At 71.9% G+C, this 22,935-nt stretch carries 21 protein-coding genes; 10 read left to right on the forward strand and 11 right to left on the reverse strand.

Annotated features, from left to right (window positions below; translation table 11 throughout):
• Positions 1-32 precede the first annotated feature (32 nt).
• Complete coding sequence (locus NH2_RS19265; RefSeq protein ID WP_067656044.1) at positions 33-1,178, reverse strand: Fic family protein; 1,146 nt, start codon at positions 1,176-1,178, stop codon at positions 33-35.
• Between the two features lie 206 nt (positions 1,179-1,384).
• On the opposite strand from NH2_RS19265, the gene NH2_RS19270 reads away from it, so the two are divergent.
• The 3 genes from NH2_RS19270 to NH2_RS19280 all read left to right on the forward strand — a co-directional run bounded on the left by NH2_RS19270 (position 1,385) and on the right by NH2_RS19280 (position 4,536).
• A complete protein-coding gene (locus tag NH2_RS19270) occupies positions 1,385-2,587 on the forward strand; it encodes an argininosuccinate synthase (protein ID WP_067656047.1) in 1,203 nt (400 codons plus the stop codon).
• Positions 2,584-3,990 (forward strand): argininosuccinate lyase, encoded by a 1,407-nt coding sequence (gene argH / locus NH2_RS19275; RefSeq protein ID WP_067656050.1) that lies wholly within the window; start codon positions 2,584-2,586, stop codon positions 3,988-3,990. The genes NH2_RS19270 and argH overlap by 4 nt, the downstream gene beginning before the upstream one ends.
• A gap of 213 nt (positions 3,991-4,203) precedes the next feature.
• On the forward strand, positions 4,204-4,536 hold the full coding sequence (locus NH2_RS19280) for a hypothetical protein (protein WP_245650658.1): 333 nt from the start codon (positions 4,204-4,206) through the stop codon (positions 4,534-4,536).
• A gap of 82 nt (positions 4,537-4,618) precedes the next feature.
• On the opposite strand, the gene NH2_RS19285 is transcribed toward NH2_RS19280, so the two are convergent.
• Positions 4,619-4,969, reverse strand: coding sequence for a hypothetical protein (locus tag NH2_RS19285; RefSeq protein WP_067656053.1), 351 nt, complete (start codon positions 4,967-4,969; stop codon positions 4,619-4,621).
• A 201-nt stretch (positions 4,970-5,170) separates the two neighbouring features.
• Positions 5,171-5,719, reverse strand: coding sequence for an isopentenyl-diphosphate Delta-isomerase (gene idi / locus NH2_RS19290; protein ID WP_067656055.1), 549 nt, complete (start codon positions 5,717-5,719; stop codon positions 5,171-5,173).
• Between the two features lie 202 nt (positions 5,720-5,921).
• On the opposite strand from idi, the gene NH2_RS19295 reads away from it, so the two are divergent.
• Positions 5,922-8,822 (forward strand): AMP-binding protein, encoded by a 2,901-nt coding sequence (locus NH2_RS19295; protein WP_067656057.1) that lies wholly within the window; start codon positions 5,922-5,924, stop codon positions 8,820-8,822.
• A 112-nt stretch (positions 8,823-8,934) separates the two neighbouring features.
• A complete protein-coding gene (locus NH2_RS19300; RefSeq protein WP_067656060.1) occupies positions 8,935-9,534 on the forward strand; it encodes a class I SAM-dependent methyltransferase in 600 nt (199 codons plus the stop codon).
• 99 nt (positions 9,535-9,633) lie between these two features.
• Here NH2_RS19300 and rffA read toward each other — a convergent pair whose 3' ends face one another.
• Complete coding sequence (gene rffA, locus NH2_RS19305; protein ID WP_067656063.1) at positions 9,634-10,773, reverse strand: dTDP-4-amino-4,6-dideoxygalactose transaminase; 1,140 nt, start codon at positions 10,771-10,773, stop codon at positions 9,634-9,636.
• Positions 10,763-11,860: a glycosyltransferase gene (locus NH2_RS19310; RefSeq protein ID WP_084505695.1), complete on the reverse strand. Its 1,098-nt coding sequence runs from the start codon at positions 11,858-11,860 to the stop codon at positions 10,763-10,765. The genes rffA and NH2_RS19310 overlap by 11 nt, the downstream gene beginning before the upstream one ends.
• Positions 11,861-12,094: 234 nt before the next feature.
• Between NH2_RS19310 and NH2_RS19315 the strand changes: the two genes are divergently transcribed.
• Genes NH2_RS19315 through NH2_RS19325 form a run of 3 tightly spaced genes read left to right on the forward strand, consistent with a single transcriptional unit; the run spans position 12,095 to position 15,109 of the window.
• Positions 12,095-14,263, forward strand: a complete 2,169-nt coding sequence (locus NH2_RS19315; RefSeq protein WP_439951765.1) for a hypothetical protein — start codon at positions 12,095-12,097, stop codon at positions 14,261-14,263.
• Positions 14,260-14,871: a GtrA family protein gene (locus tag NH2_RS19320; RefSeq protein ID WP_245650659.1), complete on the forward strand. Its 612-nt coding sequence runs from the start codon at positions 14,260-14,262 to the stop codon at positions 14,869-14,871. Before NH2_RS19315 ends, NH2_RS19320 begins: the two co-directional genes overlap by 4 nt.
• 4 nt (positions 14,872-14,875) lie before the next feature.
• Positions 14,876-15,109 (forward strand): Trm112 family protein, encoded by a 234-nt coding sequence (locus NH2_RS19325; protein WP_067656072.1) that lies wholly within the window; start codon positions 14,876-14,878, stop codon positions 15,107-15,109.
• Between the two features lie 2 nt (positions 15,110-15,111).
• Here NH2_RS19325 and NH2_RS19330 read toward each other — a convergent pair whose 3' ends face one another.
• From NH2_RS19330 to NH2_RS19340, 3 genes are all read right to left on the reverse strand, one after another.
• Positions 15,112-15,705 carry a TetR/AcrR family transcriptional regulator gene (locus NH2_RS19330; RefSeq protein WP_067656075.1) on the reverse strand — a complete coding sequence of 198 codons (594 nt, stop codon included), beginning with the start codon at positions 15,703-15,705 and terminating at the stop codon, positions 15,112-15,114.
• On the reverse strand, positions 15,702-16,502 hold the full coding sequence (locus NH2_RS19335) for an ABC transporter permease (protein ID WP_067656078.1): 801 nt from the start codon (positions 16,500-16,502) through the stop codon (positions 15,702-15,704). The genes NH2_RS19330 and NH2_RS19335 overlap by 4 nt, the downstream gene beginning before the upstream one ends.
• A gap of 146 nt (positions 16,503-16,648) precedes the next feature.
• Entirely contained in the window at positions 16,649-17,377 is a 729-nt protein-coding gene (locus tag NH2_RS19340) for an ABC transporter ATP-binding protein (protein ID WP_067656081.1), read from the reverse strand.
• A gap of 37 nt (positions 17,378-17,414) precedes the next feature.
• Here NH2_RS19340 and NH2_RS19345 point away from each other — a divergent pair, with 37 nt between their 5' ends.
• Positions 17,415-18,068, forward strand: a complete 654-nt coding sequence (locus NH2_RS19345; RefSeq protein ID WP_067656084.1) for a DNA-3-methyladenine glycosylase — start codon at positions 17,415-17,417, stop codon at positions 18,066-18,068.
• Between the two features lie 22 nt (positions 18,069-18,090).
• Here NH2_RS19345 and NH2_RS19350 read toward each other — a convergent pair whose 3' ends face one another.
• The 3 genes from NH2_RS19350 to NH2_RS19360 are packed head-to-tail and all read right to left on the reverse strand — an operon-like array spanning position 18,091 to position 21,436.
• Positions 18,091-19,227 (reverse strand): hypothetical protein, encoded by a 1,137-nt coding sequence (locus NH2_RS19350; protein WP_157103868.1) that lies wholly within the window; start codon positions 19,225-19,227, stop codon positions 18,091-18,093.
• Positions 19,224-19,796: a hypothetical protein gene (locus tag NH2_RS19355; RefSeq protein ID WP_067656090.1), complete on the reverse strand. Its 573-nt coding sequence runs from the start codon at positions 19,794-19,796 to the stop codon at positions 19,224-19,226. The genes NH2_RS19350 and NH2_RS19355 overlap by 4 nt, the downstream gene beginning before the upstream one ends.
• A gap of 8 nt (positions 19,797-19,804) precedes the next feature.
• Entirely contained in the window at positions 19,805-21,436 is a 1,632-nt protein-coding gene (locus NH2_RS19360; RefSeq protein ID WP_084505696.1) for a VWA domain-containing protein, read from the reverse strand.
• A 121-nt stretch (positions 21,437-21,557) separates the two neighbouring features.
• Between NH2_RS19360 and tyrS the strand changes: the two genes are divergently transcribed.
• Entirely contained in the window at positions 21,558-22,850 is a 1,293-nt protein-coding gene (tyrS, locus tag NH2_RS19365) for a tyrosine--tRNA ligase (protein WP_067656095.1), read from the forward strand.
• Positions 22,851-22,935 lie beyond the last annotated feature (85 nt).

Raw genomic sequence — 22,935 nt, forward strand, 5'->3', positions numbered from 1 at the left:
TGCCCCGACCGCGGTCGGGAGCACAGTTCTGTCTACGGCGTGTCGCGCCCCGGCGCGGTGTTTCCCTCGATGATGTTCAGCTCGTACGACGTACTTCGTCCGTTCGAATCGGAGCGTCGTAGCACGCCGAGGTCGACGAGTTCGTTGATGTCGCGGAGGGCGGACGCTTGGGAGGTTTTCGTGATGATCGCCCATTTCCGGGTGGTCAGTTTGCCGTCGAAACCATCGAGGATGCGGTTGAGCATCTCGATCTGACGGGGGTTCATCGCTGCCGTGTGCCAGGCCCGCCAGAAGTGCGCTCTCGCGAGCGCCGCGTCGATGATGCCGTCGGCGCTGCTGATCGACTGGTGCAGTGCGTCGAGGAACCAGAGCAGCCAACCTGTGACGTCCAGGTCGCCTCGTTGCGTGCGTTCGAGGATGGTGTAGTAGTTCTTGCGGTCGCGTTGGATCTGCGCGGACAGGCTGTAGAAGCGGCGGGGGCTGTGCTCGGATCGGGCCAGCGCGAGATCGCCTATTGCACGGGCGATCCTGCCGTTCCCGTCGTCGAATGGGTGAATCGTCACGAACCACAGGTGTGCCAGGCCGGCCTTGAGCACCGGGGGTTCGGGTGTTTCCGCGTCGAGCCAGGTCAAGAACTGGTGCATATCGTCGTCGAGGCGGGAGGCGGGCGGGGCTTCGAAATGGACACGCTGCCTGCCGTACGGGCCGGAGATCACCTCCATCGGCCCGGTCTCGTCGGTGCGCCAGGCGCCGACGGTGATCCGTGATATGCCGGAGTAGCCCGTGGGGAAAAGGCCTGCGTGCCAGCCGAACAGACGCTCCCTGGTCATGGGGCGATCGTGGTGGCGGGTCGCGTCGAGGATCATTTCCACGACGCCGTCGACTCTGCGGTCGGTCGGTGCCGCCGCTCCGACATCCACGCCGAGTCTGCGGGCGATGGACGATCGGACCGATGCCGCATCGAGCAGCTCGCCTTCGATGGCGCTCGACTGCACGACGTCGGCGGTGAGGGCCTCCAGTCCGGTGCGTTCCTGGGTGTCGCCGTCGGCGTGCATGAGCCGGCCGTGGAGGCGCCCCTGTGCGAGCGCGACGGCTGCGGTCGGTTTCGCGAGCAGCGCGGCATCGTAGGTGAACTGCGGCCAGTCGGTGGTCTCCCAGATGTACCGGCGATGTGCCATGAAGCGATAGTATCCGCTATTCGCTTCAAAAACTGACGTGAATAGCGAATCAGTCGCTGTTCGGGAGCTGCGGCTCATCGCTGCGGAGCAACCTCCCGCAGTACTCTTCCCCGAACACCCCACCCCCGCCGATGAATGGCTTTGCAGACTCGTGCATAATCATTTGCAGAGGGCAGACCCCACAGAAACCTAGGAGCACACACACCATGTCGGATCGCGTCGTACTCGCCTACTCCGGTGGCTTGGACACCTCCGTCGCCATCAGCTGGATCGGCAAGGAGACCGGCGCCGAGGTCGTCGCTGTCGCCATCGACCTGGGCCAGGGCGGCGAGGACATGAACGTGGTGCGCCAGCGCGCGCTGGATTGCGGCGCGGTCGAGGCGATCGTGGTGGACGCGCGGGACGAGTTCGCGAACGAGTACTGCCTGCCCACCGTGCAGGCGAACGCCATGTACCAGGGGAAGTACCCGCTGGTGTCGGCGATCAGCCGGCCGCTGATCGTGAAGCACCTGGTGGAGGCGGCGAAGTTCCACGGGGCGTCGACGGTCGCGCACGGCTGCACCGGCAAGGGCAACGACCAGGTGCGGTTCGAGGTGGGGATCGGGGCGCTGGCGCCGGATCTGAACGTCATCGCCCCTGTCCGCGACTACGCCTGGACCAGGGAGAAGGCGATCGCCTTCGCCGAGGAGAACGCGCTGCCGATCAGCGTCACCAAGAAGTCGCCGTTCTCCATCGACCAGAACGTGTGGGGGCGCGCGGTCGAGACCGGGTTCCTGGAGGACCTGTGGAACGCGCCGACCAAGGACGTCTACGACTACACCGCCGACCCGACGGTCAACTTCGAGGCGCCGGATGAGCTCATCGTCACCTTCGACAAGGGTGTTCCGGTGGCCATCGACGGGCGGCAGGTGTCGGTGCTGGAGGCCATCGTCGAGCTGAACAAGCGGGCGGGGCGGCAGGGCGTCGGTCGGCTGGACATGGTCGAGGATCGGCTGGTCGGCATCAAGAGCCGGGAGATCTACGAGGCGCCGGGCGCGATCGCGCTGATCACGGCGCACCAGGAGCTCGAGGCGGTCACCGTGGAGCGGGAGCTGGGGCGGTACAAGCGGCAGGTGGAGCAGCGGTGGAGTGAGCTGGTCTACGACGGCCTGTGGTTCTCGCCGCTCAAGCGCGCGCTGGACGCCTTCGTCGCGGAGACCCAGGAGCACGTCTCCGGCGACATCCGGATGGTGCTGCACGGCGGCAACGTGGTGGTCAACGGCAGGCGCAGCGAGCAGTCGCTGTACGACTTCAACCTGGCCACCTACGACGAGGGCGACACCTTCGACCAGTCGCTGGCCAAGGGCTTCGTGCAGATCCACGGCCTCTCCTCGAAGGTCGCCGCGCGGCGCGACCTGAACCAGAAGTGAGCGGCGGCACCAATACCGGCGCGCTCTGGGGTGGCCGGTTCGCCGACGGTCCGGCCGCGGCCATGGCCGCGCTCAGCAAGTCCACGCACTTCGACTGGGCGCTCGCGCCGTACGACATCCGGGCGTCGAAGGCACACGCCCGGGTGCTGCACAAGGCCGGGCTGCTCTCCGCACCGGACCTCGAGGCCATGCTGGGAGGGCTGGACGGGCTCGACGCCGAGGTGGCCTCCGGTGCGTTCGGCCCGGCGGAGTCCGACGAGGACGTGCACGGGGCGCTGGAGCGCGGGCTGATCGAGCGGGTCGGGCCGGAGCTGGGTGGTCGGCTTCGGGCTGGGCGTTCGCGGAACGACCAGGTGGCGACGCTGTTCCGAATGTGGCTGCGGGACGCCGCCCGCCGGGTCGAGGCGGGGCTGCTGGACGTGGTCGAGGCGCTGGTGGCGCAGGCCGAGGCGCACCCGGACGTGGTGATGCCGGGCAAGACGCACCTGCAGGCGGCGCAGCCGGTGCTGCTCGCGCACCACCTGCTCGCGCACGCGCACCCGCTGCTCCGGGATATCGACCGGCTGCGCGACTTCGACAAGCGGGCGGCGATCTCGCCCTACGGCTCCGGCGCGCTGGCCGGTTCCTCGCTCGGGCTGGATCCGGAGGCGATCGCGGCCGACCTCGGCTTCCGCGCGGCGGCGGCGAACTCCATCGACGCCACCTCGGCCCGCGACTTCGCGGCGGAGGCGGCCTTCGTGCTCGCCATGATCGGCGTCGACCTGAGCCGGATGGCGGAGGAGATCGTCGTCTGGAGCACGCCGGAGTTCGGCTACATCACGCTGGCCGACGCCTGGTCCACCGGGTCGTCGATCATGCCGCAGAAGAAGAACCCGGACGTCTCCGAGCTCACCCGCGGCAAGGCGGGCCGGCTGATCGGCAACCTCACCGGGCTGCTCGCCACGCTCAAGGCGCAGCCGCTGGCCTACAACCGGGACCTGCAGGAGGACAAGGAGCCGCTCTTCGACTCGGTGGCGCAGCTGGAGCTGCTGCTGCCCGCCATCGCGGGGCTGGTCGGCACGCTCACCTTCCACCCGGAGCGGCTGGCCGCGCTGGCCCCGGCCGGGTTCACGCTGGCCACCGACATCGCGGAATGGCTGGTGCGGCAGGGGGTTCCGTTCCGGGTCGCGCACGAGGCGGCCGGTGGGTGCGTGCGGGCGGCCGAGGCGCGCGGGGCCGGGCTGGACGAGCTCACCGATGCGGAGTTCGCGGCGGTCGATCCGGCGCTCACGCCCGCGGTGCGGGAGGTGCTCACGGTGGCGGGGTCCATCGCCTCCCGCGATGCCAGGGGCGGCACCGCCGGGGTGCGGGTCGCCGACCAGCTCGCCGAGGTCAAGGCGGAGGTCGCGCGGCTGCGCGGCTGAATCGCGGCGCGGCCGACCGGCGGGCACCGCGCGGCTGCGGCTCGATCCGCCAACCGGCGGGCGAACGGCTGCGGCATCGAAGCGCGTCGGCACCGCGGCCCGGTCGCGAACCCGGCGTCAGGCCCTGTTTCTTGTCGGACCCCCCCGGTAGAATCGACAGTGTGTTCGAACGCGAGTCCGTGCGTTCGACGCCGTCAGGGATGGGAGGGCCCCGTGACCGAATCCGCCACCGCCCGCATCGGAAGCGTCACCGAACTCCGCAGCGCGAGCCACCGCTACCGGCGGCCCGCGCCGGAACCACTCACGCCGTACGCGCCGCTGGCCCGGCGCCCGCTGCCCGCGGGCAGGCCGCGGCACTGGTACATCACGCACAACCGCAGGCTCAAGGCCATGCGGCTGGCGATCGCGCTGCTCGACTCCGGCACCTACCTGCCGACCCAGGCGAGCAACGAGAAGATCCGGCGCACCGCCGAGCAGGTCGGCATCCGGCCGCCGTCGGACGCCACCTGCCGGATGGTGCGCACCATGCTGCGCTACAGCCGGTAGCGGAGACGACGCCGGCCGGGCGCGCGCGATGTGCGCTACCCGGCCGGTATCCCGCGGGCCCGTCTCCGCGACGGGCGAGTCTTCAGGCCGCCACGGCGGCGGTCAGCTTGTCCAGCTCGGCCTCGGGGTCGGCTACGTCGACCACGAGCCGGGTGTACTCGCCGCCGGCGAGGTCGATCCGGATGGCGCGGCCGGTGAAGGTGGTGTCCCAGAACTCCTTGCGGCCCTTGCCCCGGTAGGTGCCCGCGGCGATCACGCCGGGGAAGAAGGTGCCCGGCGCGCGCACCCACGGCGGGCGCAGGTCCACCTCGGCGGCGGTGATGGTCTCGATATCGGCGACGTCCAGGATGAGCTGCCCGCGCAGCGCCAGGATGCGGTGTCCGCCGAGCACGTTCAGCGTTACCGTCGACTCGTCCAGCTCCAGCTCGACCATCGAAAACCTCCCGGTTGCCTGCGGTGCGATCAGGGAAGATCGCCGTTCGAGGTCCACTCTGGCCGAGGCTGCTGGCCTCGGCCTGAGGTCATGCTGTGAGTTCACCAAGACTTTCGCGGAGCTATCCGATTGTCGCTACCGCGATATGCGCAGCTCACTATATGAGTAGCGCCGCAACGCCCTGAAAGCAGGGCGCGGAGATCAGCCGAGCGCGACGTCGAGGACGCCGGCCAGCCAGGGGGTGAAGTCACCGGGGTGTTCGCGCAGCTCAGCGCGCAGGATGTCGGGGGCGACCCACCTGACCTCCGCCACCTCGGCGGGGTCGGGGCGCGGCACCTCGTGTGCCAGGGTTCCGGTGAGCACGTGGTCCCACTCGTGCTCGACCCGTCCGGTGCGCTCGTCGTCGGCGCGGTAGCTGTAGACCCCGCGCTCGGTGAGCCCGGTGGTCAGCCCGAGCTCCTCGATCAGCCGGACCGTCGCGGCGGCGACCACCGGCTCGCCCGGCGCCGGGTGCCCGCAGCAGGCATTGGCCCAGAGCAGCGGGAACCTGGTCTTGACCGCGGCCCTGCGCTGCAGCAGCACCCGGCCGTCGGCATCGAAGAGCACCACCGAGAAGGCGCGGTGCCGCCGCCCGGGCTGCTGGTGCGCCTCCAGCACGGGGCAGGCGCCGACGGCGCGGCCGGACTCGTCGACGAGCTCGACGGGCAGGGTCTCGCGATCGGTCGCCGGCTGCTGGGCGGTGTCGGTCATTTCTCCAGCCTATCGGCGAACGCGGGTCACAGCCCGGCCGCACCTGAGCAGCGGCGTCGTCAGGCCCGGACATAATGGGGACGCGATGTGCGAAGCTCGACGGGGCACGTCGGATGCGTGTGAGAGCGGTCACGGTGAGGTACGGCCAGGAGCGATCGTGAATTTCGGTGTGCAGGGAATAGCCGGTTCGGTGCAGCGTCTGATGGCGACGGCACAGAACGGGCTCGAGGTGATCCGCTTCGGCGGGCTGACGCACGACGTGGAGTCGTCGCCGTTCGAGGTGGTCGAGCGCAGACGCATGTACCGGCTCCGGCACTACTTCCCGGACGAGGTCGCCGAGGGCCGCCCGGTGGCGCTGCTGGTGCCGCCGCTCATGGTCAACGCCGATATCTGGGACGTGAACGCCGAGGACGGCGCGGTCGGCATCCTGCACCGCGGCGGCGTGGACTGCTGGGTGGTCGACTTCGGCTCGCCGGCCACCGAGGAGGGCGGCTGGCAGCGCGACCTCGCCGACCACATCCTGGCGATCAGCAGCGCCATCGACACCGTCACCGAGGCGACCGGTAGCGACGTGCACCTGATGGGGTATTCGCAGGGCGGCATGTTCGCCTACCAGACCACCGCCTACCGCTACGGCAAGGGCGTCGAGAGCATCGTGACCTTCGGCAGCCCGGTCGACATCGTGAACGGCATGCCGTTCGGGCTGCCCTACGGCATCGTCTCCGAGGCCGCCGACTTCGTCGCCGACCACGTGCTGAACCGGCTGCCGATCACCGACTCCATGGTCCGCATCGGCTTCCAGCTGCTGGACCCGGTGAAGACCGCCAAGTCGCGGCTCGACTTCCTGCGCCAGCTGCACGACCGGGAGGCGCTGCTGCCCAAGGAGCGGCAGCGCCGCTTCCTGAACAGCGAGGGCTGGGTGGGCTACGCCGGACCCGCCGCGGCCGACCTGCTCAAGCAGTTCGTGGCGCACAACCGCATGATGTCCGGCGGCTTCGTGATCCGCGACCACCCGGTCTCGCTGGCCGAGATCCGCTGCCCGATCCTTGCCTTCGTCGGCGAGGTCGACGACATCGGCCAGCCCGGCGCGGTGCGCGGCATCGTGCGCGCCGCTCCGCACGCCGAGGTGTACGAGGCGACGCTGCTGGCCGGGCATTTCGGCCTGGTCGCGGGCTCGACGGCGAGCAACCGCACCTGGCCGCTGGTGCGGCAGTGGGTCGACTGGCTGGACCGCGAGCACACGCTGCCGCCGGAGATCACCCCGATGTCGGAGTACGTGGTGCCGAGCGCCCCGCGCTCGGCGGCGGCCCGCGCCATCCACACCGCCGGCTCGCTGGTGGAGGCGGGCACCGGGCTCGGCAAGGCGCTGGAGAACCTGGCCTCCGGGGCGATGAAGGGCTCGGTGGAGCTGGTCGGCGAGGCCGCGCGGGCGCTGCCCCGGCTCACCCGGCTGGGCACCATCCAGCCGCACACCAGGATCTCGCTGGGCCGGCTGCTCGCCGAGCAGGCGAGCCGGGCGCCGAACCGCGATCTCTTCCTCTTCGACGACCGGGTGCACACCAACGAGGCGGTGAACGCCAGGATCGACAATGTGGTCCGCGGGCTGATCGCGGCGGGCGTGCGCCCGGCGAACCGGGTCGGCGTGATCATGGAGACCAGGCCGAGCGCGCTGGCCACCGTCGCCGCGCTCTCCCGGCTCGGCGCGGTCGCGGTGTTGCTCGCGCCGGGCAGCGAGCTGAAGCGGGCGCTCGAGGTGACCGGGGTGCGCACGGTGGTGAGCGACCCGGAGAACCTGCGTCAGGCCGCCGCCACCGGGGCCAGGGTGCTGGTGCTCGGCGGCGGCGCGGAGCGCGAGCTGGAGATCCCGGCCGGCAGCGATGTCACCGATCTGGAGCAGATCGACCCGGCCGCGGTCCCGCTGCCCGGCTGGTACACGCCGGACCCGGGGCTCGCCCGCGAGCTGGCCTTCGTGCTGGTGATCGGCACCGGCGACCGGCTGGAGACGAAGTACATCACCAACCACCGCTGGGCGCTCTCCGCCTTCGGCACCGCCACCTCGGCCGACCTGGACCGCAGGGACACCGTGTACTGTCTCGCCCCGCTGCATCACTCGTCCGGGCTGCTGGTCAGCCTGGGCGGCGCCATCGCGGGCGGCAGCCGGATCGCGCTGGCCCGCTCGCTCGATCCGCACCGCTTCGGCGAGGAGGTGCACCGCTACGGCGTCACGGTGGTCACCTACACCTGGACCATGATGCGCGACATCCTGGACGCCGAGGTCTTCCCGGCCGGGCACCGGCACCCGATCCGGCTCTTCATCGGCTCCGGCATGCCCGCCGGGCTGTGGCGGCGCACGGTGGAGCAGTTCGAGCCGGCCCGGGTGCTGGAGTTCTACGCCTCCATCGAGGGCGAGGTGGTGCTGGCCAATGTCAGCGGCGTGAAGCACGGCAGCAAGGGCAGGCCGGTGCCGGGCACCGCGCGGGTGGAGCTGGTGGCCTACGACCCCGTCGCGGAGGAGGTGCTGGTCGACGCCGACGGCTACGCGCGGCGCTGCGCGGACAACGAGGTCGGGCTGCTCATCGGCAAGGCCGCGGACAGCGTCGACCTCTCCACCGGCGGGCTGCGCGGGGTCTTCGCGCGCGGCGACTCCTGGATGCCGACCGAGAACCTGTTCCGCCGGGATTCCGACGGCGACTACTGGCTCATGGACCGCCGCGACACGGTGATCCTCGGCAAGTGCGGCCCGGTGTACTCGCAGCCGATCGTGGACGTGCTCAACGATATCGGCGCGGTGGACATGGAGGTCGCCTACGGCCTGCCGGACGGCGGGCACTGCCTCGCGGTGGCCGCGGTGAGCGTGCGCGCCGGGCACCACCTGGAGCCGAAGGACGTCACCGAGGCGCTGCGCGCGCTCGACCCGGACCAGCGCCCCGACATCGTGCACGTGGTCCCGGAGATCCCGCGCAGCGCCACCTTCCGGCCCTCGACCAGGGCGGTCCGGGAGACCATGCCGCCGAAGCCGGGGCCGGACACCTGGTACTACGACCGGGAGGCGGAGAGCTACGAGGTGCTGACCGAAGCCGAAGCGGACCGGCTGCCCGGCTGACCGCGGCGTGGGCGCGCGGTCGTCCCCCGTGCGACCGTCCGGCCTCGTCGCCCGAGCCCAACGCGAAACCCGGCGTGGGCGATTCGCGCGGGGGATGGCATAGTCGGGGCCCGTGAGCACCAGCCTCATCTACCGCAACGGCATGGTCTACGGCGTTCTGATGCGCGCCCTGTACGGGCGGCACTACCCGGACCGGTTCCGCGCCGTCGCGGCGGAGATCCCGCACGGCGCCTCGGTGCTCGACCTGTGCTGCGGGCCGTCCACCCTCTATACCCGGTACCTGCGCGACCGCGAGGTGGATTACCACGGCCTCGACCTGAACGAGCGCTTCGTCGCCGACGTGCGCAAGGCCGGGGGCCGGGCCGACGTCTGGAACCTGGGCGACGGCGCCGCGCTGCCCGCCGCCGACGTGGTGCTCATGCACGCCAGCCTGTACCACTTCCTCCCGGACGCCTCCCCGGTGCTCGACCGCATGCTGGCTGCCGCCCGCGATCGGGTGGTGCTCGCCGAGCCGGTGCGCAACATGGCGAGCAGCGACAACAAGGTGCTGGCCGCGCTCGGCAAGCGCTACACCGACGCCGGCGACGGCGCCCAGGCGCACCGCTACACCGAGGAGACGCTGGACGCGCTGCTCGCCCGCTACGCGGACCGGGTCGTCAAGGAGACGCTCATCGCGGGCGGCCGGGAGAAGCTCTACGTCCTCGAGCCGTAACGGCCCCGCCGGACCGGGCGGCGACAACACCGCCCCCGGGCCGGAGTTGTCGGCCCCCCTGAATCCGGCCCGGCTGCGCGACGGCTCGCGCGGCACCGATCAGACGGTGAACGCCGTCACCGCGTCGATGACCCGCTCGACCTGGTCATCGGTGAGATCCGGCCAGAGCGGCAGCCGCAGCACCGTCGCGGAGAACTCCGCGCTGCGTGCGCACGGCACCGGCGTGCGGCCGAGCTTGAGCCCGGCCGGGCTGGAGTCCAGCGGCACGTAGTGGAACGGCGCCGAGACGCCGAGCCCGGCGAGGTGCCTGATCAGGTCGTCGCGCCGCTGCTCGGAGGGGACGCGCAGGTAGTAGAGGTGCGCGGTGTGCTCGCGATCCGCGGGGACCGTCATGAGCCGGACGTCATTGCGCCGCGCCCACGCGGGCAGCGCGGTGGCGTAGGCGTGCCACACCCGGTGCCTGCCGGTCTGGATCAGGTCGAACTCGTCCAGCTGGGCGTCGAGCACGGCGGCGTTCAGCTCGCTCGGCAGGTAGCTGGAGCCGATGTCCTGCCAGGAGTACTTGTCCACCGCGCCGCGCAGGAACCGGGCCCGGTCGGTGCCCTTCTCCCGGATGATCTCCGCCCGCGCCATCAGGATCTCGTCGGAGAGCAGCAGCGCGCCGCCCTCGCCGCAGTGCACGTTCTTGGTGTCGTGGAAGCTCAGCGTGCCGAGCGTACCGAGGGTGCCGAGCGGCCTGCCGCGCCAGCGCCCGCCGAGGCCGTGCGCATTGTCCTCGACCACCGCGAAGCCGTGCGCGGCCGCGAGCTCGAGCAGCCCCGCCATGTCCGCCGCGACGCCGCCGTAGTGGATCACCACAACGGCCTTGGTGCGCGGGGTCACCGCCCGCGCCACCGCGGCCGGATCGAGGTTGCCGGTCTCCGGATCGATATCGGCGAAGACGCAGGTGGCCCCACGCAGCGCCATCGAGGTCGCGGTGGAGGTGAAGGCGAAGCTGGGGACGATCACCTCGTCGTCCGGGCCGAGCTCGAGCAGCAGCCCGGCCATCTCCAGCGCCGAGGTGCAGGAGGTGGTGAGCAGCGCGTGCGGCGCCTCGGTGATCGCCTTCAGCTTGGCGGTGGCCGCCGCGGTGAAGGGTCCGTCGCCGTGGCTGTGGTCGGAGCCGAGCACCGCCTCCAGATTGGCGAGTTCGCGCTGCGCGCGGTGCGGGCGGCTGAAGAGGATGCGCTCAGTGCTCAACCCGCTCGACCTCCCTGGTGGTGATGGTGTCCCCGGCGCGCTGCTGGTCGACGCGCGGGATGGGCGAGCGGACGGTCAGGTACAGCGGTTTGCCGACCAGGATGTGCAGCGCGACCCCGAGGTACTCGGCGATCAGCCCGAGCGAGAAGAGCGTCGCCCCGGAACACAGCAGCACCACCACGATCATCGAGGCCCAGCCCTCCGGCGCCCAGTCCTCGGTCCGCATGGCCTCCCAGACCACGACCCCCGCGACCACCAGCCCGGCCAGCGCCAGCGTCACCCCCAGCAGGCTGACCAGCCGCAGCCCGCGGGTTCCGCTGCACAGCACCATCTTCCAGAACAGCGAGAAGAGCCTGCGGTAGTTGTAGCCGGAGTCCTCGCGGCCCTCCGCGCGCAGCAGCACCGGCACCTGCGCCACCCGGCCAACCACCCAGCTGAGCGCGACGTCCAGGTAGGCGCCGTTGGAGGCGACGTCGGCCAGGCTGCGGCCGATATCGCCGCGGATCAGCCGGAAGCTCTCGAAGCGGGTGGAGTCCGGGAAGGCGAAGAGCGTGGCGAGCACCAGCTTGGCGCCGCGCGAGGTCAGGTTGCGCAGGAAGCCGTGCGGGCGGGTGTTGCTGGGCTTGGAGTAAACCAGGTCGGCGCGCTCGCCGAGCGCCGCGTCCAGGAAGGCGGCGATGCAGCCGGGGTCGTGCTGGCCGTCCTCGTCCATGGTGACGATCCAGTCGCCGCGGGCGGCGGCCATCCCGGCGATGGTGGCGGCGTCCTGCCCGTAGTTGCGGCTCAGCCAGATCGGGCGCACCTGCGGGTAGCGCCGCTCCAGCTCCTGCAGCACCACGTCCGAGCGGTCCGGGCCGTGATCGTGGACCAGCAGCACCTCGTCGACCACGAAGAGCGCGCCGCCGGGGGTGGTGCCCGCCGCGGCGAGGCGGTCCAGCTCCGCGACCAGCGGCCCGATGGTGTCCTCGCCGCGGTATACCGGGACGACCACGGAGATCGAGTGCGGCCGGTCGACGCCCGGCCGGGCGAGCTCGCCGTGCGGCGTCACATCGGCCGGACGGGGGGAGCGAGCGGAGGGAATCGGCATCAGCTGGATCGACTTTCGACAACGGTGCGTGCCGGCAACTCCCGGCGGGGGAGGCGGACCCGAGACGTCCGGAACTCTAACACGGTGCGGTAACGGTCCCCGCGCCCGTGCGCGGCCCCTTCGGGCGGTGGCGGTACCGCGCGCGCACGGTAGGGTCTGGAACTCGTGACCGACAGTGCAGTACCGGACTCCCGCCGGAATGTGGTCCGGTGGGGCCTCGTCACCGTCCTCGGTGTGATCGCGGGCTATGCCGCCGTCCTGCTGGCCAATGCCAGGCACTACTACACCGACGACACCGAATCGCAGTACACCGCGCTCTGGGTGGGGCTCGGCCGTTCGCTGCGCGACGGCGTCTTCCCGGTGATGGTGCCCGAGCAGTGGATGGCCGGGAACAACACCATGGACGACGCGGGGCTCTTCAACCCGCCGCAGCTGCTGATCGACCTGATCGCGCCCTCGATCGACAACGTCGCGGTGTACGCCACCGTGGTCAAGCTGGTCTTCGCGATCATCGCCGCGCTCGGCGTCTACCGGATCGCGCTGGTCTACGGCGCGCGGCCGGTGTGGTCGGCGGTGGCGGGCGTCGCCTTCCCGCTCTCCGGCTTCTTCCTCTTCTTCGACCAGGCCAGCTGGATGACGGCGCTCACCGGCACCGCCTGGCTGGTGCACGCCTGGGCCTCCGCGGTGCGCTACACCCGCGGCATCGGCGGCCCGATCCCGGTCTTCGTCTTCCTCTACCTGACGATCACCACGCAGTACATCTTCCCGGCGGTGGAGGCGGTGCTCATGCTGGTCGCGGTCGCCGTCGGGGAGCTGGTGTACCAGCGGCGCCGGCAGCCGGTCGCCCGGCTCACCGCGGTCGCCGCCTGCGCCGGGCTCGCCGGGCTGATCGCCTTCCTGCCGAGCATGCTCTCGGCCAAGGTCACCTGGCGCGGCACCGCGCAGATCATCAACGACCAGTTCCTCACCGTGCCCTGGTCGGAGTCGCTGAACGCCAGCCTGCCGAGCGCGCTGCCCGCCTTCACCTCGTGGTGGAGCTACGTGCACCCGATGCCGGTCACCTACATCGCCTGGTTCCTGATCCCGGCGCTGGCCTTCATCGACTGGACCAAGGCGCGCGGCGCCTGGCGCGAGCTCACCGCGGTGGCGCTCTTCGCCGTCATGATGCTGATGTGGACCGCGGGCCCCGGCTCGGTGGGGCCGCTGCGCTGGCCGGTCCGGGTGCTGCCGATGCTCGCCATCGGGCTCTTGGTGCTGGTCTGCGTGCTCATCGGCCGATTCGGCACGGTCCGCGAGTGGAAGCCGCGCGCGATCGCCGCCGCCGTGCTGGTGCTCGTGCTGCTGGTGCGCTCGTCCTCCGCTGACCCGGCGCGGGTGGTCTGGCATCTGCTGGCCGCCGTCGCGCTGCTGGCGCTCGGCGCGGGCGTGGTGTGGCTGGGCCGCACCCGCGGCACCGCCTTCGCGGGCGCGTTGACGCTGCTCGCCATGTTCCCCATCGCCTACTTCCAGGTGGACGCCGCGCAGCCGACGCCGATGGCGTGGAACCTGCCCGCGCACCGCTCGGACGCGCAGAAATCCTTCCCGGACTTCCCCGGCACCACCCTGCAGCTCGGCGACCGCGGCCTGCTGCAACCGCAGGACAAGAGCGTGGACGGCGCCTACGGCTCGCTGGTCTTCGGCAACTACGCCCGCGCGGTCGAGCTGGACTACGTCAACGGCTACACCCCCAGCGGCCACTTCTACTTCGGTGAGCTGCTCTGCATGCGCTGGGACGGCAGCGTCTGCCCGGATGCCTACCGCCGCATGTTCGCGCCCGAGCCGAGCACCGGCCGCCCCCTGGTCGACCTGATGAACGTCGACCGGGTCACATTGCAGAAGGCGCTCTTCCCCGACGCCGGGCTCAACCCCGCGCCCGAGGGCTGGAAGTGGGTCGACTACCCCGGCAATGCCCGCTACATCTGGGTGCTGGAGCGGGAGAGCGGGCTGATCTCCACGGTGAACGGCCGGGTCTCGAACAGCGCGGGGGTCACCGCGACCTCGCTCGGCGAGACCGACACCACCAGCCGGGTCCGGGTCAGCTCGCCCGGCGGCGGCAGGGTGACCTTCGCCCGGCTCGGCTGGCCCGGGTACCGCGCGACGCTGAATGGGAGGGACATTCCGATCACCACGGTCGCCAGGTCCTTCATCGCGATCGACGTCCCCGCGGGCACCGAGAACGCCGAGCTGGAGCTGACCTGGCGCCCGCCGGGCTGGAAGATCGGCATCGGCACCGCCGTCCTCGGCCTCGCCGGACTCGGCGTCCTGCAGTGGGTGTATCTCCGCTCCCGCCGCCGCGACGAACCGGAGCCCGCGGAGACCCCCGCCGACGACGCGGACCGGCCGCTGGCGGACGTCGCGCCGTGAGCCCCGCCCCGCCGCCCCGCCCGGACGACGCCGCCCTGTCACCTGCGACAGGTGCGCGTTCCGGTGCCGGGACCGGCGGCATCGAGGCGACCATAGGAGCGGAGGCAGGTCGCGGCGAGCCGCCGACGGCACCGCACCCGGTCGCCCCGCTCGGCGGCCCGGCCGCCGTCGAGGTCGCGGCCGACGCGCAGCCCGAGCCGGGGCTCCTGCTGCGCCTGGTGCGCCGCCAGGAGGTCGGCTTCGCTCTGATCGGCGGCTTCAACACCGTCTTCGGCATGGCGCTCACCCTCTTCTGGCTCTGGGTTCTGCCGGACTCCTGGCCCGCCGCTGTCTCGGTGGTCTTCGCCTACGCCGTGGGCACAACGACCGCCTTCGTCCTGCACCGCACCCTGGTGTTCCGGGTGCGCGGCCGGGTGCTGCGCGACTTCCTCGGCTTCGTGGCGGTGAACTCCGGCGGCCTGCTGCTGAACGTCGTCCTGCTCTCGCTCGCGGTCGACGCGTTCGCGCTGCCGGAGATCCCGTCCACCGTCGTGGTCATGGCGCTGGTCGCGGTGGCGAGCTTCTTCGGGCACCGGCACATCTCGTTCCGCCGGGCCGAGGTAGGTTGAGCCCATGCCGGAGCAGTACACCCTCGACCCGACCCTGCTGAGCCTGCTGGCCTGCCCGGAGGACAAGGGCCCGCTGCGGCTGGTGCGCACCGCCGACGGCAGCACCGTGCTCTACAACGAGCGGCTGGCCCGCGCCTACCCGATCGACGGCGGCATCCCGGTGCTGCTGATCGACGAGGCGCTGCCGGTGAGCGCGGCCGAGGCGGCCGCCTTCACCGAGGTCCCCGCCGGAGCCTGAGCTCAGCCCAGCTCGCCGGTGAGGTAGCGCTGCACGGTCGGCCCGACGGCCGCCACCACCGCCTCCACCGGCATGGAGGCAAGCGGCTCCAGCTCGACCACCTTCCTGGCGACGAGTACGCCGAGCATCTGCGAGGCCACCAGCGCGACCCGCCCGCTGCCGTCGTCGCTCGCGGTGGCGATCCGGCTCCGCACCCGCTCCAGCGCCACCTCGACGAAGAAGCTGCGCGCCAGCCCCGGGTCGGTGCCCGCCACCAGGGTGCGCAGCACCGCGACCGCCGCGCTGCCCAGCTCGGAATCCCAGAGCGTCACCAGTATGCGCACCATGGTGGCGCCGAGCTGGTCCAGCGGCACCGCGCCGAAGACCTCCATGACCACCTCGGGGTCGATCGGCAGCTCCACCACCGCGGCGAAGAGCTGCCGCTTGCTGCCGAAGTAATGGTGCACCAGCGCCGGGTCCACCCCGGCGTCGCCCGCCACCGCCCGGATCGAGGTCCGGTCGAACCCGTGCTCGCTGAACCGCTTCTTCGCCGCCTCCAGGATCGCCGCCCGCGCCCCCGAGCTGCCGGGGCGGCGCCCCGATCGGCCCGCCGTCACGCTGTGCGGCGGCGCAGTGTCGCCGCGCCGAGCCCGAGCGCGACCACCGCGAAGGCGGCGACAACGGCCAGATCCCGCCACATCGCCCCGGTCGGCTCCGGATGCGTCGCGACCTCCTGCAGCGCGTCCACCGCGTAGCTCAGCGGCATCATATTGCTCACCGCCTCCAGCCAGCCGGGCAGCTGCCCGCGCGGAACCAGCAGCCCGCACAGGAAGATCTGCGGCGCCACCACCACCGGCATGAACTGCACGGCCTGGAACTCGGTGCGCGCGAAGGCGCTGGCCAGCAACCCGAGCGCGACCCCGAGCACCGCGTCCAGCACCGCGATCAGCACCACCCAGCCGGGGCTGCCCGCCGCGTTCAGCCCGAGCAGCCCGAACGCCACCAGGCAGGCCACCCCCGCCTGCGCCGCCGCGGCCAGCGAGAAGGCGGTGCCGTAGCCGCCGAGCAGGTCGAGCTTGCGCAGCGGCGTGGTGAGCAGCCGCTCCAGCGTGCCCGAGCTGCGCTCGCGCTGCATGGCGATGGCGGTGATCAGGAACATGACGATGAACGGCAGGATGCCGAGCATGCTGATCCCGACCCGGTCGAAGAGCGACGACTGCGCTTGCGGCGGCGTCGGCACGTCCCGGTAGACGAAGTACAGCAGCGTCATCAGCACCGCGGGCACCACCAGGATCATGGCGATCGTCCTGCGGTCGTTGCGCAGCTGCCGCAGGATGCGGCCGGTCGTGGCGGTGTAAGGACGCAGCCCTGCGTGGTTTCGCTCCGCTGCCGCCTCCGGGCCTGACGCGCTCATGCGGTGTCCATCGCGCCTGAGCGCGGGCCCTGCGTGGTCACGCTCCGCTGCCGCCTCCGGGCCTGACGCGCTCATGCGGTGTCCATCGCGCCCGAGCGCGGGCCCTGCGTGGTCACGCTCCGCTGCCGCCTCCGGGCCTGACGCGCTCATGCGGAGGCTCCGGCCGTGATGAGGTTCAGGAAAGCGGATTCCAGGTTCTGCTCGCCGGTGCGGGCGCGCAGCTCGGCGGGGGAGAGCTCGGCCAGCAGCCTGCCCTCGCGCATGAGCAGCAGCCGATCGCAGTGCTCGGCCTCGTCCATGACGTGGCTGGAGACCAGCAGCGTCGTCCCCGCCGCGGCCAGCGCGGCGAACTGCTTCCACAGCTCGACCCGGAGCACCGGATCCAGCCCGACCGTCGGCTCGTCCAGGACCAGCAACTCCGGCTGCGCGACCAGCGCGCAGGCCAGCGAGACCCGGGTCTTCTGCCCGCCGGAGAGCGCGTCGCCGCGGTTCCCCGCCCGCTCCGCCAGCCCGACCGCGGCGATCGCCGCGTCCACCGCGGCCGCGTCGCGCCCGTAGACGGCGGCGTAGTACGCGACGTTCTCCCGGACGCTGATATCGCTGTAGATGCTCGGCGCCTGGGTCACGTACCCCACCGCCGCCCGCAGCGCCGCCGCCCCGGCCGGCCGCCCGAGCACGGTGACGCTGCCACCGTGCACCAGCTGGGTGCCGACGATGGCGCGCATCAGCGTGGTCTTGCCGCAGCCGGACGGCCCGAGCAGCCCGGTGATCGAGCCGCGGGGAATCGTCAGCGCGATGTCGCGCAGCACCGGCCTGCCGCCGCGCCGCACGTCGAGGCCGCTGACCCGTACGGCGGGTTCGGAGGATTCGGTCATCGCGCCTCTATTCATCGAGTGTTGAATTCACTGTGTGATGAATTTACGCCCGGATCGGGGTGCGGCACAACCGTTCGGCACAATCGGCCGGGTGCAGGAACTCGTCACCGACCCGCCCACCGCCGCCCGCCGCCTGCTCGGCGCCACGCTCTGGTCCGGGAAGGTGGGGCTGCGGATCGTCGAGGTGGAGGCGTACGGCGGCGACCCGGCAGGCCCATGGCCGGACCCCGCCTCGCACTCCGCCCGCGGCCGGACCACGCGCAACGCCGTCATGTTCGGCCCGGCGGGCGCGCTCTACGTGTATCTGAGCTACGGCATGCACTTCTGCGCCAACGTCACCACCGGCCCCGACGGCACCGCGGGCGCGACCTTGCTGCGCTCCGGCGAGGTGATCGCCGGGATCGACGTCGCGCGCTCCCGCCGCCCGGCCGCCCGCACCGATGCCGGGCTCGCCCGCGGCCCTGGCAATCTCGGCAGCGCGCTCGGATTGCGCCTGGCCGATTACGGCGCCGACCTCACCGACCCGGGCGGCGCGATCCGCCTCGAGCTCGGCGACCCGCTCCCGGAGGCGGCCGTGGCGACGGGCCCGCGGGTCGGGGTGCGCCTGGCCGCCGACGTCCCGTGGCGCTTCTGGCTGCCCGGCTCGCCCGCCGTCTCGAGCTATCGCCGCAGCCCGCGAGCTCCGGTGTAGCCGCCGCCACGGCCAGGAGCGATCAGCACTGCCCCTGCTCGAAGCAGCGCAGCAGCAACCCGGTGACCTCCTGGTTCGGTGCCTGCGTCTTGCGCAGCGCCGCGGTCGCGGGCAGCGCGACCCCGGGGAACGCCTGCCCGAGGCCCTGCCCCATGCTCTGCTCCAGATCCGGGGTGCCCGGCCGGAAGCCGTAGCGCCGTCCCGCGATGGCCTGGATCTCGCTGTCCCGCATGGCCTCCGCGAACCTCCGGCCGGTGGGGGTGAGCGCCAGCACGGGGTGCTCGTTCAGGATGGTCGGCTCCGGGTAGAGCGTGACGATCTGCTCCGGCACCCGCCCGCCGCGCCCGGCCGCCCACTGCAGCAGCTGGTTCTCGTACCCGGCCAGCAATCCGCCGGTGCCCTGGATGAGCCACTGGTCGAAGGCGCTGTCCGACCCGGGGCGCAGCAGCCCCTGCGCCTCGATCAGCGCCCGCACCCGGGGCAGCGCCGCCCTCGCCTGCTCGGCGGTGGCGGGGCGGTACGGGTCGCCGGTGGCCAGGATCGCCAGCTCCAGCTGCGCCAGCGTCATGCCGGAGTTCGACTTCGCCGGATCGCTGCTGCCGACGATGATCGGCCCGGCCGGGATGGCCACCCCGATCTCGGCCCAGCTCCGGCGCTGCAGGATCAGCTCCTCCAGCAGCCGCCGCATATCGACGATGAAGTACGCGTCGTCGCGCCGCGCCACGATCCCGCTGCGCAGCAGCCCCTCCGCGACCTCCCGGTTGGCGTAGAGCACCTCCGGCGACTGGAACACCGGCTCGGCCAGGTAGTCCGGGAAGGCATCGGCCGCGCCGCCCTCGAAGATCGCCTGCGCGCTGAACGACGAGGGCCACAGGCAGTCGAGGCCGTCCGCGCGCAGCTGCTCGGCCGGGATCTGCACCTGCGCGTACGAGCCGCGCTCCCGGAAGCCGAGCTCCAGCCCGAACTTCTCCCGCAGGATCCGCCGCACCTCGGCGTCGCCGGCCAGCCCGCTCTTCTCCGAGCCGCCGAGGCAGCTGACGGTGGTGGCCGCCGCGGTATCGGCCCCCGGCCGGGCGATCAGCCAGATCCCGGTGCCGAGCAGCACGAGCACCACCAGCACCACGAGCACCGGCCCGCCGATTCCACGCTTCCGCGTCATCGCTCCCCCTCCCTGAAGAACGGCAGGTACGGCCCTGATTCCAGCCGCATCTGATCGATCGCCCGCTGGAACGCGAGGACGCGGTCGTCGATCAGGTCGGCGCGGGCGCCCGCCATCTCGTCGGCGAAGACCGGGGCGAGCTCCCGGAACATCCGCACCGCGTCATCGGCCCCGGCGCGGTCCTGGAAGTACAGGTACCGCTCCAGGCCGTCGGCCACATTGCGCAGCCGCTGGTGGATCACCGACAGGTCGGTGCCCGCCGGGATCCGGGCCCGGTCGTCCTCGACCATGCCGAGAATCGCCGCGCAGGCCCTGGCCAGCGCGTCCCTGGTCGGGGCATCGCGCACCCCGGCGCCTGCCGCGGTGACCTGCCTGGCCAGCCGGGCCAGGTTGCGCAGCAGCGATTTCCGGCTCGACCAGGCGTGCACCGCCGGCGCGCCGGCGGCGGCGGTGAGCACCGCGGCTGCGGTCAGCACCGCGGTGCCCGCCGCGCTGCCGCTCACCGCGTAGACCGGGAGCGCGACGAGCGCGGCGGGCGCGCCCGCGTAGACGGAGAGGCGGGTGAACACGGCCCCCCTCAGCGGAAGGCCGCTGCGGTGCGCAGCGCCGTCGAGACGTCGTCGCCCGCGGGCAGGTAGCTGCCGCCGGTACTGCTCGCGATGCCGCGCAGATCCCGCTCGTCGACATCGCCGAACCCGATCGCGAGCACCGGCACCCCGAGCGCCGTGAGCTGCCGGATCGCCGCGTTGTCGCGCCCGTTGTCCTGGCCGTCGGTCATCAGCACCACGGTGCGCTTGCGCCCGTCGGCCGGGTGGTCGCGCAGCACCCGCGCCGCCTCGCCGAGGCAGCGCCGGATATCGGTGCCGCCGATCGGGCCGAGCGCGAGCACCCGGTCCTTCAGCTCGGTGAGCTCGCCCGGGTCGTTGCCGTCCACCGTCCACGGACCGCCCTTGATGGTGCCGTCGAAGACGATCATCGTCGTGCTGTCCTGCGGGTTGACCAGCAGTTTGTGCTTGCGCGAGAGTTCCGGATCGAGCAGTGTGCGCACCGCGTCCTCGACCCCCTCCCAGCCCGCGCCCTCCATGCTGCCCGAGCCGTCGATGCAGTAGACGAAGTCGCCGGGGCGCCGGTACGTGGTCTGGTAGTTGTCCAGCGCGGCCTGGATGACGTCGACCGCGGGGAAGGTCACCGGCTGCTCGGTCGCGGTGGTCTCCACGCCCCAGGCCGGGTCGAAGACGTCGCGCGGCGCGTCCGGCAGCGCGAGCCCGATCCCGCTGTTCGGCCTGCGCCCCAGCCGCGTGAGCTCGTGCTGCGCCTCCGGCCCGACCAGGTAGTCCCGCAGCCGCTCGAAGTTCGCCTGCTTGGCGGTGTTCTCGCCGTGTGGCAGGAAAGCGATCGGCGAGTCGGCGAAGGCCAGGGAGCCCTGCGGGTACACCAGCGTCATCGGCTCCCGCCCCTGCGCCACCAGCTCTTTGTTCTTCTCCAGAACCAGGGCCTCGTAGGTGAAGACGCCGTCGCAGCGGTCCGGCTGGGCCACGCACTCGCTCATCATGGTCCCGGTCGAGGGCGGGGTGTAGGAGAAGGCACGCGCGAACCGGGTGATCCCGTCCCGCACCTGCGGCGATTCCAACTGCGCCATGGTGAGCGGTGTTCCAGGCGGGTTGCCGGCGAAGTGGTTCAGGAAGCCGAGCAGCACCGTCGCACCCGAATTGGACTGCGCCGGATTGGTGATCCACACCTTCGTCCGGCCGGACTCGACCGCCGCCAGGATCGACTCGATGGTGGTGTCGCTGCCCGGGGTGAAGCCGAGCCCGGCCATCCGCTGCCGCCACCCGGCGAACACGACGGGCGAGGAGAAGGTGGTCTCCGAGCCGGTCAGGCTGCCGCACCTGCGGTCGCCGAGCTGCGCGAAGACCGAACTGGCGAACCAGAACACGTCGTACGGCGGCAGGCTCGCGCAGTCGTCCCGGTCCAGCAGCACGGCCTGGTCCACCGAGCCCATCGGCGTGGCCAGGCAGGTCAGCCCCTCCCGCTCGCACCAGGGCCGGACCACCTGGTCGAAGACGGTGGTCTGCTCCGAACCGAGCACGATGTTCAGCACCCGCGGGTCGTCGCTGTACGAATCGGTTCCGGTCGGCCCTCCCCCCGAGCATCCCGCGGTGAACAGGGTCACTGTGGCCGCGATGGCGGCGAATACGCGTCTCTTCATAAGTCCTCGCGCGCGAAGCTACGGCCCCGAGGGGGCCGTGCCGTTTCGCCCGAGTGAACAGCTGTGTTCCCGAACGCCCTGACCAGCGCCCCGCTCCGCCGGTGCGGCAGAATCGGTCCCCGTGAGCAGCGACATCATCGACGAACTGACCTGGCGCGGCCTGATCGCGCAGTCCACCGATCCGGATGCCCTGCGCGCGGCACTGGCCGACGCGCCGCTCTCGCTCTATGCCGGCTTCGACCCGACCGCCGCCAGCCTGCACGCGGGCCACCTCGTCCCGCTGCTCACCCTGCGCCGCTTCCAGCGGGCGGGGCACCGCCCGATCGTCCTCGCGGGCGGCGCCACCGGGCTCATCGGCGACCCGCGCGACGTCGGCGAGCGCACCATGAACGCCGCCGACACCGTCGCCGCGTGGGCCGAGCGCATCCGCGCCCAGCTGGAGCGCTTCGTGGACCTCGACGGTTCGCCCACCGGCGCCACCATCGTGAACAACCTGGACTGGACCGGCTCGCTCTCGGTCGTGGATTTCCTGCGCGACATCGGCAAGCACTTCTCGGTGAACGTCATGCTGGCCAGGGACACCGTCAAGCGGCGGCTCGACACCGACGGCATCTCCTACGCCGAGTTCAGCTACATGCTGCTGCAGGCCAACGACTACCTGCAGCTGCGCCGCAGCCACGGCTGCCGGCTGCAGGTCGGCGGCTCGGACCAGTGGGGCAACATCATCGCGGGCGTCGAGCTGAACCGGCGGGTGGACAGCGAACCGGTGCACGCGCTCACCGTCCCGCTGGTCACCTCGGCGGACGGCAAGAAGTTCGGCAAGTCGACCGGTGGCGGCAGCCTGTGGCTCGATCCCGAGCTGACCAGCCCGTACGCCTGGTACCAGTACTTCGTGAACACCGCGGACGCCGATGTCATCCGCTACCTGCGGTGGTTCACCTTCCTGGACCGGGAGGAGCTGGACGCGCTGGAGACCGCGACCGCCGAGCGGCCGCACGCCAGGGAGGCGCAGCGGAGGCTCGCCGCGGAGATGACCACGCTGGTGCACGGCGAGGCCGAGACGCGCGGGGTGCAGCTGGCGAGTCAGGCGCTCTTCGGCCGGGCCGACCTGCGCGAGCTGGGGGAATCGACGCTCGCCGCCGCGCTTCGTGAGGCCGCGGTGGACGGCACGGTGGCGGAGATCGATCCCGGCGGGTCGAACACCATCGTCGACCTGCTGGTGGCGTCCGGGCTCTCGGAGAGCAGGGGTGCGGCTCGCCGGGCGGTGAACGAGGGCGGCGCGGCGGTGAACAACGAGCGCGTCTCCGATCTCGACTGGACGCCAGGTGACGGCGACTACCTGCACGGAAAGTGGCTGGTGCTGCGCAGGGGGAAGCGCAACTTCGCCGGGGTGCGGAGGGGTTCGCGGGAATGATCTTGATGGTGGCCCGGATCACATCGGTGTGATTCCGGGCCGCCGTCGGTCCGCGGGGGCGCTGACCTGTGGTTTCCCGAGGCCG

It is taken from the genome of Nocardia harenae NBRC 108248, assembly GCF_001612885.1.
Lineage (GTDB): Bacteria > Actinomycetota > Actinomycetes > Mycobacteriales > Mycobacteriaceae > Nocardia > Nocardia harenae.